General features: G+C 43.1%; 9 protein-coding genes and 1 tRNA gene. 9 read left to right on the top strand and 1 reads right to left on the bottom strand.

The window, feature by feature from the left end:
• The 6 genes from ACI1P1_RS25085 to ACI1P1_RS25060 all read left to right on the top strand — a co-directional run.
• Window positions 1–291, top strand: a 291-nt coding sequence (locus ACI1P1_RS25085) for a rhamnogalacturonan lyase family protein (RefSeq protein WP_463605683.1), incomplete at its 5' end; no start/stop codon positions are given.
• Between the two features lie 162 nt (window positions 292–453).
• Window positions 454–537, top strand: a tRNA-Leu gene (locus ACI1P1_RS25080).
• Window positions 538–1,246: 709 nt separating this feature from the next.
• Window positions 1,247–2,689: a Toprim sub domain-containing protein gene (locus ACI1P1_RS25075; protein WP_416219222.1), complete on the top strand. Its 1,443-nt coding sequence runs from the start codon at window positions 1,247–1,249 to the stop codon at window positions 2,687–2,689.
• Window positions 2,674–4,122, top strand: a complete 1,449-nt coding sequence (locus ACI1P1_RS25070; protein ID WP_416219226.1) for a hypothetical protein — start codon at window positions 2,674–2,676, stop codon at window positions 4,120–4,122. Before ACI1P1_RS25075 ends, ACI1P1_RS25070 begins: the two co-directional genes overlap by 16 nt.
• Entirely contained in the window at window positions 4,037–4,717 is a 681-nt protein-coding gene (locus tag ACI1P1_RS25065) for a hypothetical protein (protein WP_416219221.1), read from the top strand. The genes ACI1P1_RS25070 and ACI1P1_RS25065 overlap by 86 nt, the downstream gene beginning before the upstream one ends.
• Complete coding sequence (locus tag ACI1P1_RS25060) at window positions 4,714–7,944, top strand: SMC family protein (protein WP_416219220.1); 3,231 nt, start codon at window positions 4,714–4,716, stop codon at window positions 7,942–7,944. Before ACI1P1_RS25065 ends, ACI1P1_RS25060 begins: the two co-directional genes overlap by 4 nt.
• 118 nt (window positions 7,945–8,062) lie before the next feature.
• Here the strand turns inward: ACI1P1_RS25060 and ACI1P1_RS25055 are convergent, their stop codons facing one another.
• Window positions 8,063–8,293 (bottom strand): tyrosine-type recombinase/integrase, encoded by a 231-nt coding sequence (locus ACI1P1_RS25055; RefSeq protein ID WP_416219219.1) that lies wholly within the window; start codon window positions 8,291–8,293, stop codon window positions 8,063–8,065.
• Window positions 8,294–9,441: 1,148 nt separating this feature from the next.
• On the opposite strand from ACI1P1_RS25055, the gene ACI1P1_RS25050 reads away from it, so the two are divergent.
• The 3 genes from ACI1P1_RS25050 (at window position 9,442) to ACI1P1_RS25040 (ending at window position 13,626) form a co-directional block, all read left to right on the top strand.
• Window positions 9,442–10,431, top strand: a complete 990-nt coding sequence (locus tag ACI1P1_RS25050) for an SIR2 family protein (protein WP_416219218.1) — start codon at window positions 9,442–9,444, stop codon at window positions 10,429–10,431.
• Between the two features lie 18 nt (window positions 10,432–10,449).
• The gene (locus ACI1P1_RS25045; protein ID WP_416219217.1) at window positions 10,450–12,153 is read left to right on the top strand and encodes an ATP-binding protein; all 1,704 of its coding nucleotides are present in this window, start codon (window positions 10,450–10,452) and stop codon (window positions 12,151–12,153) included.
• A gap of 237 nt (window positions 12,154–12,390) precedes the next feature.
• Window positions 12,391–13,626, top strand: a complete 1,236-nt coding sequence (locus ACI1P1_RS25040; RefSeq protein WP_416219216.1) for a hypothetical protein — start codon at window positions 12,391–12,393, stop codon at window positions 13,624–13,626.
• Window positions 13,627–13,630 lie beyond the last annotated feature (4 nt).

Here is a 13,630-nt window from a genome sequence, read left to right as displayed (position 1 = left end):
TCCAACAACGGCACCAAGGGCAACCCGTGTCTGGTAGCCGACCTGTTCGGCGACTGGCGGGAGGAGCTGGTGGTGCGTACGGCGGACAGCACCGCCATCCGCATCTACATGAGCACCGAGGTAACGGACCGGAAGCTGTACACCCTGATGCATGATGCACAATACCGGACAGGGGTGGCATGGCAGAATGTGGTGTACAACCAGCCATGTTATACCAGCTTCTACTTCGGCACCGATATGCGATGGGACAAGGTGCCGGTTCCCGATTTGAATCTGCCTAAATCCAAGTAAAGACGCCGAAAAATCCATGTCCATAGCGGGCAGGCAGCTCAAGCCGGCCGCCCGCTATGGCTGATTTTTCTGAAAAATAGAACTTTATTTCAGGGGTTTGACTTTTCTCTGAGCCCATGGTATATTTCTATTTGTCCTCCTCGAGAGGAAACAACAAAGCATGCGGTCGTGGCGGAATTGGCAGACGCGCTAGATTCAGGTTCTAGTGGTGTAACAGCCGTGGAGGTTCGAGTCCTCTCGACCGCACTACATGTTAAAGGGTCTCAACCTTCGGATTGAGACCTTTTTTCTTTTTTTTGATCAACAAAGTGCGAATTTGACGGAATTGGCCGGGGAGCTGGATTCTGGTTTTGGCACGGCTGATATAGGCGCGGTTCCTATGTCGACACTAAACTCACCGAGGAATGAGAGCAAGTCATAAATTTATATGCGGTCATGGCGGAATTGGCAGACACGCTGGCTTCAGGAGCCGGAGGGTTTTTTATTTTTGCGTTTTACATGGTATGGTTGTAGTGTTCGAATAATGAAAATGGATAATAGTGGGACCAATGAAAGAAACAATATAATGGAAATTAATCAATTTGAGGAGCAAGACACCGGAATAGTGAAGGATTTCGAATGAAACATCTGTTATAATGCTAGACATGAAACAGAAGAGTTTCAGCTATAGCTTTTTGGAACGATACACGATCGTCTTTCTGTAATGGCTCCACAGGAGGTTATCGTGAATATGACAGGGGTTCATGGGCTAATACACGGCGTATCGTAGTGATGGGATATAAAGTATACTATATTCACAACAGAATGGAAGAGATCATTCGAGTGATAGGTATCAAGGCACTTGGAATTAAATAGGCTTATTTCTGCCCACCATTGAGTGGGCTTTTGTTTGCTATAACAAAGGTGAATGGTATATTTATGTTATTGAATTATTCTGATATGAGGATGAGATATTTTGCTCAAACAGGAGATCATTGATTTTATCCATACGAATTATTTGAAAAAGGGTTGGGAGCTTGAATTGGATTCGTTAAGAGAATCCACGAATGGCTATGAGGTTGAAATCTATCAAGTATCACCTAGAAGCCGGAGGCGAGTCGGTCGAATTACAGGTGGATTAAATCAGGTGGATAGGGACCTGTTGGTGGAAAATGATGTATCTGGCTTATGGGGGCAAGTAATGAAATTATTTTATAGTCCCCATGTTAAGAAAACGGCCCACGAGGTAGTGCGGCAAGCGGGCAATGAGGCGGTTTTGCAGGAGTGGATCAGCCAAGGCTGGGTGCTGCGCAAAATCATTTATGAGCCGGATGGCAGAACAGAACGGCGCTCTGAATATGTGATGGGATATGAGCTTTATTTGATTCTGGAACAGCAAAAAATGCAAAATGAAGAAAGGCTTGAAGCTCGCGCAAGCAAATGGAACAGGAAACTGCAGGTTGTTCTCGACTCTTTAAACCTGCAATTTGACCGAACTGCAGGTGGTTGCCCAGGTGTTGAGTCAGCCAACTTTCAGAATTATCGGCAGTCCTTTTGGTCGTTCATTAAAGATATTTTTACAAAAATGAAAGAAAATTCAAGCCTAAAAGACATTGCCGAAGCGACCCGATGCGGAGGTCAATCTTGGCCAGAGAAAAAGATCTTGCTCTATGCGGATTTCATCGTGGCTCTTGCTGAAATAACGGTGATTCGAGATCAGTTTGACTGGAAGGAGATTGGAGCCCGCTACTACCGAGAAATTGGCGGATCAAAGCGTTTTGATGCTTACAAGGCGTCCTTCCTAGAAACTTTGGAAGAGGGATTCGGGTTTCCCTTGCATCTGGTTGGCCTCTCCAGTCAGGGCGTGATCACGCCGATTTACTTTGCTGGGGAACTGAATGGAGCAGGGGGATTCCGGTATCCGCAAGGATTTTTGCATGCCACAACGGATTTGACGGTCTTTCAGACCCATTTTGCCACTGCGTGCCAGACGTTATGGCTGGTGGAAAACAGGGCGGTGCTTACGCGGATGGTGGCAGAAGCAAACTTTCTGAAAGATTCGGACAGCTTGGTTATCGGGTTGGATGGGCAGATCAGGGCTGGGCACCGCAAGATGATCGCCGATGTGCTGGTGCATTCGAAGCAACTGAGTCAGGTTCTGGTTTGGTGCGATACGGATCATGCCGGACTGATTATAGCAAGACATGTTCAAGCGTTGCTGCATTCAGCCCCCCAAATAAAAGTAAAGTGGATTCTTTCGGATCGTGGGAAAATCCATGATACTCCTTCCAAAAACGACATTTATACTTGGCAAGTCTACGAGGCTGCCATGATGAACAGGCTTAGTGCGGAAGAGACAGGTGAGCAAGAGGCTGAGATGGGAGGGGCGGAGCGTTGGATGCAATGGCTGGAGGTTTGATTTCCATCCTTTCTCAGGATACACCGGATCACCTCCGCAAGGAGGCGTTGCGGGATGTGGTGAAGCTGGCTGGGGTTCTGACAGAATTACGCGAATATTTCGAGGAACCGCTGAAGGTGCTGGAGATTTTGAAAATGCTGAATTTGATTCAGCAGGAGGCTCTCGGACTGGATGATCCGCTGGAGGACGAGGATGTCCTTTTTTATCGCTTCCGCAACCGCTTCGGATATGAACCGAATATTCCGATGGAACGCTTGTTGAATGTGCTTCAAAAGTTTATCCGCGGCAAAAGGCGCTTGACGATGATGGATGTAGGTAAGCGAATGATGGATATGCTGATTCGTTTGGGCAATGATTCGCTTGCCTATTATATGCAGGATGAAGTGGCCCGTTCTTTGTTTCAGGCTAGAAGAGATGCTGATCTGAGCGAGGCTTATGATGATAAGGGGATATCGGGAGGCAACCGTCTGGCAAGCATGATCCGCAATGTGGAGGATGCCGTAGATAAGCTGAAGGAGCGGCAACTGGAATTTCTGGCAGACCGGCATGCATTGCCGCAGATTCAGATTATCGTAGAGCTTATGCAGGAATTGAATGCCCGTATGAATGATCGGCTTGCTAAATATGTTACCTTTGAAGAAGGAATGTCATTTGCTCCTTTATTAAAGCGCGGGACAGAGGTCATGTTTGAAGGGACTCAGGTGTCGCTGGGGACATTGAACAAATTTCTAAAATTTGCTCATTTGCAGCAAACGGAAGTAGGGCAGGAAATTTCTCCACAAGCGATTCGTCAATTCATTATTCAATCCTTCCTGAAGCGGTCTGATTCGGAATTGCCCAGTGGACATGAAATCTTAAGCTTTTTGGAGCAGGATCGCCAGCCTGGTGAGCGTCTGGACGGGATGTGGGTTCCCATTCAGTTTGCCTCTCCCGTCTCTAATCGTCAGTTGGCTGATACAGTAAGCTACCTGGAGCATTATGTACCTTCCACAGAACCGATTCAAGAACGTACGGAGCCGGATTATCGGGAAGCGGTGGAGTGGACAGAAGATGAGCTGGAAGCTCATTTGGAAGAACTCCAATGGCATATGACGAAGGCACAAATCCGTACGGATGAAGTGGAACGGGTCTTGGAAAATAAAGCACAGTTGGAACTGCAGGAGCTTGTGCTGGAGGCAGGTTCTCTCCATTGGGCGGATGCCGTTAATGCATTGCTGGCCGTATCTGCACTTACGGGCGGCCAAAGGGCTGCCATTGAGCGAAACGTGGAAGTGGAAACAGAAGATCTTACAAAGGCAGATCAACGGGAAGAAGAGTGGCAGATTGTAGAGGAAGGAGAGGGGAAGTATGTCGTTCGAAGAACTGGAGAACTCATTCAGCCAGTTGCCCTTGGGAGCGATGGAACGGTTGACGGCGGTTCTGAGTCCAGATGAAGAATATGCCTTTGTGCAAATTATGTTTTCTTCCTCCGCTGCCGTCCGCAGCGACAGCTTTGGCTTGTCCCGCCGCGAGGTGATGAAGATTTTGAAATTAAAACAGGAAGACGAGCAGGGGCTGATTTCTTTTCTGAAAAGAGTCAATCAAGCGGTCAGCCGTTATTTCAGGATTGTCTATGACGAGCGCCGGGACCGTGTTATTGTTCTGATTCATGTTCCGGCCAGGCAGGCCAGAGAACTGCTCTCCTCCGAGAGCCTTGCCCTGCTGATGTTTATTTTCTATCATCAGGAAGTCCTGCAGAACGATTTCACTCTCTTTGCACAATTACTTGAGACTTTCGGCCATGAATCTCTAGATGTCAGACGCAAAATATTGATGAATCTCGATGCGCTGATGAAGCTTGGAGCGGTTGTCAAATATGAGAATCCTTCCAATGAAGAGGCATTTGCACTTACAGCGATCGGTAGCCGTCTTTTTTCCAATTCTTACCTCAAACGATTCGCTGAATTCAGCCATTCCCAGCAGCTTAACATGGAAGATGTTTTAAAGTTCTTTAAACGCTACAATCTGGAGGCAGGTGCGGACTATTGATCCCCTGGGGAATTTGCTTTAGCGGAATTCGCGACTTTACCGACACTCGTCTGGAACTGGGAGGGCATAAGGATCATGTATTAATAGGGGGACCCAACGGATCGGGCAAATCAACGGTTACCTTCTGCCTGGGAGCCGTACTTGCTTCTCCCAAGGTTGATCTGGAGGGACTGCGTTCACGTAATTTACCTGCTGATCGGGTATGGAGGGCCACGATCGAGCTTGTATTTGACAACAGTGGAGATTACCCTGTAGATGCAGCTGCATGCATCGGTTTCCGGCTCAATTTGGAGCAAAAGCCGGGCGATCCTCTGCGTAAGGAATACTGGATTTATGAAGGAGAGGAGCCATGGCAATGGCAAAAGGAAACTCGGTATACACCCGGGGATGGAACCAATCATCTTCATGAATACCGGCACCAGTTGCAGCATAAATTCAAGGTGGATCCAGATGCCTTTTATCTGATCTGGTATCAACAGGACGTGAACCAGTTTGCTGTTATGCGGCCTGAGGAACGCTTTCGCATTTTTAGCGAGATGACGGGAATAGAACGGATGCAGCATAACTGGGAGATGGTGAAGGAAGAGCGAAAGGACGCGTTCTTGGCGCTTCAAACAGCAGAGAACAACCAGCACCAGCATAAGCTGAATCTGGGTAATTGGCAACAGGAACGAGATCGCTTGCTCAGTCGTAACGAGCGTCGCAAGATGGGCTTGCAGCATGCTTTGATCGCATCTGCCGTGCTTTGCGAAAAGCAACATCAGGAGATTCGGGTGCTTCAGGAGAGGATGGAAGCACTTGATGAGCTTCAGGGGGAAGAAATCGACAAGTGGATGAGGCTGGAAGATGAATATAAGCATTATCAGGAGGAAATGAACCGGAAAACGATGCAGAAGGAGGAGTCAGACCGGCTTCTTCAAGATCTGGAAGGGCAGATGGCTGAACTTCAGGAGCAACACAGCAGCATGACCCAGGAACATCGGCAGTTGGCCGACCTGTTGCAAGAGTTGGCAGAAAAGATTAAAGCCGTACCTTATTCGGAAGCGGAAGTAAGGGAACGCCTGGCCGTCAGTCAAGAACAACTGGCAGAGATGCAGCAGAAGCTGGAAGAAACACAAGAGGCTTATCGTCAAGCTCAAGAGCAATTGGACCGGCTGGCGCAAGATGCTGCAAGATTCAAATATGAGATGGGAGAAGATCAACGCAAGCTTGATGAGGCGGAAGCTATGGTAGGCAAATATGGAGGAAGCGCCGGGCTGGAGAAGGAAGCGGAGCAGCTTGAAAATAGACGTATTGTTCTGCAGGATCATGACCGAAAGCTGGACGAAACTCTCCATTCCTTACATGAGGAACTGCGTGCACTAACACATAATGAAATAAGAAGTCTGAGACAGGATACATCTATCCGCTATTTGGAGCGCAAAGGTCTGACCGTCTATACGATGCGTGATTTGCTTGAAATGGATGACAACTCTCCGTTGGAGCAGGAAAAGAAGCTGGAACCGGTCAAATACACATTGTTTGTCGATGGAAAAGGATTTTCGGCTCCTACAGATTTGTATCATGTGGAGTTGCCGCTTATTATTCCCGAACGGACACTGGACGAGCTAAGCGAGCTTGGGCTTCGGGTGAAAAAAGAATTGAATGATAAAAGCTATGCAGCAGCGCAAAAAGCTCTTTGGTGGATCCATAAACTTGTTGCAGAAGCCGGGGATAGGAAAATAGCATTAAGGAATGGACTCCTATTGGATTCGTGGGGGCGTCGGGGAGCACAGGAGAACCTGCAGTGGTTGCTGAATCCCAAGGGAATTGCTTTGCGAATCAAACAAATCCATGAAGAAATAAGCAAGCTGGAACAGCAGCAGCAAGCATCGCGCACTGAATGTACGGATTGTGAAACCCGGCTTAGGCTGATTCGCTCCATTCTCCATCAAATTAGAACTGCAGAAGGAGTCGTTCAGGATATTGCCCGGCGGGACTGGACAAAAAAAGAATGGGAACGTACGCTTGCCGAACAAGCAGGGTGGATGCAAAAACGCGACAGGCTTTATTATGAAAGCCAAAACTTGAATGAACCGTTGGTTGAACGTAAGGTGAGTATCCAAGCAATGGCCAATTACATGTGCATTTATGATGAGGCCCGGGGACAAAGCTCCGAGCTTGAACGGCTCAGGCAACTTGGTGAAGAATTGGAAATACAGAAAGGTTTGCTCAAACAATTGGAGCGGGACTTGGAGGATAAACTGGCAGCTAGTGACCAATTGGAGCGATCCATTGATTCTACGGGAAGGCGGCTGCGGGAGAAGGCTCAGTTTATTGCAGATGTCAAACGGGCGCTGGATGATTTTAAACGTGATAAGAAGGAGGCATCCGAGCGTTACGGCGTAGTAGAGCAGAGCTATGCTGCAGAACAGCAATTTTATCAGGAATGGACGGAACGCCTTCCCGCTGTGTTAGCTGCAATTGTAGACGAGTATCCGGATTTTCCTCCGGCAATAAATTGGAATGAATCTGAGGCTGGTCATGAGAAGGAGAGATCATTGGTTCAGTTACAGCATGCGTGTGGTGAGACGGTGGATGAAAACGCACTGGAAAACTACGAGAAGGTTAAGCAGGAGTATGAACGAGGTGCACAGGAGGTGCAAGAGGCGCGTTCTCTGCTTCAACAGCTGGAGGATAGCTTGAAAGAGTTGGAAGAAAAGCTGGTCAATACCATCCATTATGAAGTAAAGCGGGTCAATCAAATGTTTGTTCACTATATGGATCTGTTTTCCTTCGATGGAGAGGTCAGCTGGGATATGCAGGAGCTTAAACAAGGAAACATCAAATATTTCCTCAACATCAAAGCGCGCAAACAAGGACACAGGGGAGCGCTTGAAGAAATTAGTATGAAGGGAAGAGGGGGCAGAGTCGGCAAGGGCGTTTCGGGAGGGGAAGAATCCTTGGGGTCGCTTTTATTTGCCCTAGCTTTATTAAAGACTATACAGGCGAATCCTGGTTATATTGTTCTGGATGAGTTCGACAGTGCGCTGGATGAAGGAAGAAAATCCAAGGTATTTCTACTGTATCAGAAGGAACTGGCCCGGAAAATGATTATACTGTCGCCAAAATCCCATGAGTCTGATTATGTGCAGCACTTCAACGAAGCTTTTGTCGTCTATCATGATGCCAGAATACCACAAAGCGCAGTAATCCGCATTAAAAAGAGGGAGAAGATCAGTATATAAGGAATATTAATAAAAATAAGCACCAAACAGATCGAAACCCACTTAGCGCTGCGTTTATCGTTTTCTTCGAATCTGAGTATGTTCGACAGGACTATACTTCCGGTGCCGCTCCCTCACTTCATTGTTGAAAAGCCGGAGGTATGTCTTGACCATATCCAAGGTGGAATGGCCGAGAATGAGCTGTAAGAAAAAGGATGTCGCCATTGCGGATGTACATTTTGGCCATGGTGTGTCGGAAGGTATGCGGTGAAACCCGTACTCCCGTGATTTTCGTCATCAGGCCGTAACCATGAATCCGGTCTTGTAGAGATCGAGTTTGCAGCGGTTGATTGTCAACTGATACAAACAAAGCCGTGATCGGCAAAGGAAGCGAAAAAAGATCAGGCAGTTGCTTAACCGTCCATTGATCGTTTTCGGCGCCAGTTTTTTTAAATCATGTACCCGAGAAAGTGACGCCTTAAAAAATCGGCTGTGATTTGGGGAATGTCCACTGTGTGCTTCTGTTCTTCCAACACCTGCAGCAGGTAGTGCAAGGTGCTGTCGTAATATTCAATGGATCGGGCACTGAGGTTTCGCTTTGGAATCTCGAAGAAAGTGGTTGATCCATTCTTCATTTGACGGACTGGGGGGAATCCTGAATGTGGATACTTGATTGGTACGGCATTTGACTGGATTACTCAAAGATCTTCTTCCTTTCATTTTGCATTCCTGGGCATAAACCAACGAGCGATTCGACAAGGCTACATGCTTCGTGCCTGTCACGCAGATCAGCAGGCTAGGAGTATGACCCAAGAGCTCTTGCAGGGCGTAGACATTGCCATCGTTCATCAGAAACGATTTGGCTATCGTTTGCGGAAAGTATGAGCTGAACCGCGAAGAACTGCACCGTGGCAATGTTTGATGTTGATGTGCTTGAGAGAAACATGTTGAAGGGGTTGGTCTTTTTTCAGTAATCCATAGGGCATTGCGAGCAAGTTATCGCGAGTTCCATTTAGAACTCAGTCGCGCTGGGCAGATGTTGTTAAGAGGAACATAGCGTGTTACTTTTTCCCCTGGTAATGTGAATGGAACCATCCCTCCAATCCGGGTTGCAAATCAACAGGCAACTTAATTCAGTGAGCCGGACGATGGTATCCAGCAGGAGCACCACATCTTAAAATAAACTCTTCTTCGGAAGGGTTTTTATTTTGTGATATTGTATTATGAAGGTTTATAGGTTGATCTGAAAAGTTTTGCTTAACAAGTCTTAGATAATTATTAAAAATTTCAGACAGTTATTGACCTTGTCTATTGTACGGAGAAAAATACGAGCAAGGCCATTGAACTAACGCCGCGGCATTGTCCTTCGTATTTGATAGGGAGAACACAATGTATTGCAAGAAACTTATTTCATGATTTTAGGAATCGTTAAGAAAAAAATATGTACTGGAGGAATCTGAATCCGAGTGGAGAATTATGTAAATATAAGAAGAAAAATGACACGAAGGATGATTTTAAATGGATCGGGAGGCTACGTTTAGGTTAGTTCAAAAATACACCCAAGATGTTCCATTGATTTTAATTGGTACTGGCGGTACAATGCCTTACGGAATTCCTGGAATGCCACAATTAGCGAGTCATTTAATTGCTCAAATTGGTTCAAAGTATGAATCCGATGAAGCCTGGAGTATATTCCAAGGACGATTGATGGATGGAAAAGACTTGGAGAGTGCATTGACAGGTATAAACTTGCTTGAAGAGATTATGCAGGACATTACAAGAAATACCTGGGAATTAATTGCTGAACACGATTTACAGTTGTTTTATAGAGTCTTAAAGAATGAATTTACATTGCCTTTAGGAAAGCTTCTTCATGCAATGTGTGTACCTCATCCTAAGCAAGTGAATGTAGTTACGACAAATTATGATCGGGTAATTGAATATTCTTGTGATCAATTCAATATATCAGTAAATACTCTTTGTGATGGACGTTATATTAGGAAAATTGACATTCAATTAGCAAAGGGTAAGTGTAATGTTAATTTGTTGAAAGTACATGGATCTTTAGATTGGTTCGAACATGATAACGGAAATATATATTCAGTACCTTTGCAACGAAAAATACCAGAACAAATGCATCCAAAGATTATTCCCCCAGGTTCAGAAAAGTATCGTTCGATAGCCCAACCTCCTTCTAGGGATATAATACATATTGCAGATGACTACATCGCAAAGGCTCAAAGTTTTTTGTGTATTGGTTACGGATTTAACGATGAACAGATACAAACTAATATCATAAGTGCCATTCGTAAGGACAAACCAATAGTTGTGGTCACTAAGAAGTTGTCAGATTCGGCATTTAGAATGATATCTAGTAATGCGGCTAAGTATATAATCATTCAAGAAAGTGATGCTCCAGGATTTACAGATTTTTTTATGAAAGAAGAAAAATACTCGGAGAAAGGTGACCTATGGAGGTTAGAGGAATTTTTTAATATACTCTACTAATATTATGGAGTGATATAAATGGCCATTTTTGAACTTCAAGATGAGCAATCTGTTGGAAAAGTACAAAGTGTAGATACGGCTTCAGTTGTTGTCAAGGTCAATAAAAGTGATATGCTCTCAAAACTACAAGTGAATCATTTAGTTGTTATTCGTGCTTCTAAACGTGGTCAGCACTTAATTGGACTGGTTGTAAAAATAATGCGTAAATTTGATGAGGATGTGGAAGATGACCAGGATGAACATCCATGTTCTAATGATATTGTTAAAATAACTTTAATAGGTACATTCTTTGATAAGATTGGTAGTGTCTCTAATCAGTTTAAACGTACACTGGAATCGGTACCAGAAATAGATGCTGATTGTTTTATTATGGATGATAGTACATTAACAAGCTTTATGGGAGTGATATCTCAGAGCACAGCAAATGCTGATAATCCTTTATTTATTGGAACCTATACACTTAATGATAATGCGAAAGCCTGGTTGGACGGGAATAAATTGTTCCAACGACATGCTGTTATTGCAGGAAGTACTGGTTCGGGTAAATCATATACGGTTGCTTCTTTGGTCGAACAGATCGCTAAACTTGAATCATCAGATGCCATTCTATTCGATATTCATGGTGAATATGCTCCTATAGCTGGAAAAGGAATCCAACATTATAAAGTTGCAGGTCCATCAGATACCGTTAAAGATGGTATTATGTTTTTACCCTATTGGCTGCTAACCTATGATGAAATGCTATCATTGATGCTTGATCGTAGCGATAATAACGCGCCTAATCAAGCAATGATATTTAGTAGATCTGTTTTACAAGAAAAAGAAATGCAATTAAAGGAATATGACAAACTATTTCTACTTGATAATCTAACGATAGATACTCCTGTTCCATATAAAATTAATAATCTGATTAAATATTTAGAGGATTTAGACACTCAAATGGTACCTGGAGCAAATAATAAAGAAAAACAAGGAGAATTCTACGGTAAATTATCAAGATTTATTCAAAGGCTTTCGGCAAAAATACAAGATAAACGTTTAAACTTTATGTTTTCAAGCGATCCTGCGCTACTATCATATGATTATATGAATTTACTGTGTAAGGAATTGATGTCACCTGCTTCACAAGGAGGCGGTGTAAAAATTATAAACTTCTCTGAAGTGCCCTCTGATATTTTGCCACTAATGGTTTCTCTAATTGCTAGAGTTGTGTTTTCTATACAGCAATGGGTAGATAAAAATAAAATACACCCAATTGCTTTGTTTTGTGATGAAGCCCATCTATATATTCCTGCAAATGTACAACAAGGAGTAGAAGCTTCAAGTTTGTTGAGTTTTGAGCGAATTGCTAAAGAAGGAAGAAAATACGGTGTTGGTCTGGTCGTTATTTCTCAAAGACCTTCAGAGGTAAATCGAACAGTACTTAGTCAGAGTAGTAATTTTATTGCTATGCGCTTAACTAATGCAGATGATCAGAATGTTGTGAAAAAGCTACTTCCAGATAGTTTAGGGAACTATGCTGAACTTTTGCCAATTTTAGATATTGGAGAAGCCTTGGTAGTAGGTGATGCTAGTCTGTTGCCAAGCAGAGTTAAAATTGCTGAACCTACTCAGAAACCCGATAGTGCAACAGTTAAGTTTTGGGATAGGTGGTCAGAGGGAATAGTTCCTGATGTAATTGTAAGTGCTGTAGAATCAATGCGAAAGCAATCTAAAATTTAATCTATCTTATATATTTATGTATAGAAAAGCACTCGTTTAAATGTGACATCACGAGTGCTTTTCTATTTTATTTAGTGGATATTGTCTGATGTAAATGATAAAATAAGAACAAAAGTTCTCATTTTTCGGATATATATTCCGTTATATCCATAATTACGGACAAAAAGGAGGAGAAAGGAGAAAAGTGTCGAAAATATCCATAGTGCATAAGATTCATAATTATAAGGATGGAAGCCTATGGAGAGAAATATTATTAGTAGGACAGTGGGTGAACAAAGTAAAGGGGAAAGGTTACAACGTCTTAGAGCAATCCAATTAATATTTGAGGAACTTGAAAAATCACCTAACATATCTGTACTTGTGGCTTGTGAATATATTGAAGATGTTTATATGAATACTAATGACGGAAATGGTGAAAGCAGTGAATATTTGGAAAGTGATAAAAGCTATGAATCGAAATGTTTCTCAATAAACTCTGATGAAGTAAAGAATAGTTTAGTAAGCTTTTTAGATGTATCTTTACACATTGGAAAGCATATTCGTTATGGGTTTTATACGAATACTGGCATTACGAACGAACGTACAACTAAATTACTTAAAGATAACCAATTAGAATTACCCGAAAACGTTCTCCTTATGAATTTATTGATAGAGAAAAAATATCAAGAAGTACTTCCTTTTATAAAATGCATATTAATTGATGATTATAAAAAGCAATATCTTGGAAAAAATGAGACTGGATATTTAGATTTAATTGAGAAGTATACGGATGATATGTGGATTCAATTCCTTGAACGTATAGACTGGAAATTTAACCAGGAAGATGAAAATCAACTTGAAGAAGCTTTACTTCTGAAAGTTAAAAGTTGTCGTTTATATAATACCGTATCGGTTTCTGGAAAAGAACAGTATATTATTGATGCACTTGATAAAGAACTTGAAAAACGACAAGCGTATAAAGACCCCTTTCATCGATTGATTAATACAGATACAGTGAAAACGAAGTTCCTAGAAATAGGTAATAATGTAGCATCTACAAAACCACTAGACCCTTGTTACGAAGATTGGGAGTCGATGGAAAAGCCATTTGATGTTCGTAATATCAACGATAAGATTAAAGCTGTATCCCCTGATTATGATGAAACCACTTTCGAGATATTTGCACGAAAAATTGGCTCTATTGAAAAACAGTTACTTAGAGTTCAACCACAAGAACGTGGTGCATATCTTTATCGTGTGTTTGAAGCTTGTGAAGAACAACTTTTACGAGTTGTGTATAAGCAAACACGTCAATCAACGGTTGAACCTCCTGTCGTTGACGATTGGATAGATATGTTGGTACGTGTAGCCGCGGCGCATCTAGGAGATTGGGGTAAAGATTATCGATACCCTTTCCAAAGTGAAAATGCTGTTCGTGACACCATTTATGAATTAATTAACTCATGCTATTTAGCTTTTGATAGGAGGAATTAAGTGT

The organism is Paenibacillus mesotrionivorans (assembly GCF_046098205.1).
Lineage (GTDB): Bacteria > Bacillota > Bacilli > Paenibacillales > NBRC-103111 > Paenibacillus_AR > Paenibacillus_AR mesotrionivorans.
This window is presented reverse-complemented; position numbering and strand designations above follow the sequence as displayed.

What these genes read in the sequence shown, in the direction of transcription:
- ACI1P1_RS25070 (WP_416219226.1), top strand. Translation starts at nt 2,674, where the DNA reads ATGGCTGGAGGTTTGATTTCCATCCTTTCTCAGGATACACCGGATCAC.
- ACI1P1_RS25065 (WP_416219221.1), top strand. Translation starts at nt 4,037, where the DNA reads ATGTCGTTCGAAGAACTGGAGAACTCATTCAGCCAGTTGCCCTTGGGA.
- ACI1P1_RS25050 (WP_416219218.1), top strand. Translation starts at nt 9,442, where the DNA reads ATGGATCGGGAGGCTACGTTTAGGTTAGTTCAAAAATACACCCAAGAT.
- ACI1P1_RS25045 (WP_416219217.1), top strand. Translation starts at nt 10,450, where the DNA reads ATGGCCATTTTTGAACTTCAAGATGAGCAATCTGTTGGAAAAGTACAA.
- ACI1P1_RS25040 (WP_416219216.1), top strand. Translation starts at nt 12,391, where the DNA reads ATGGAGAGAAATATTATTAGTAGGACAGTGGGTGAACAAAGTAAAGGG.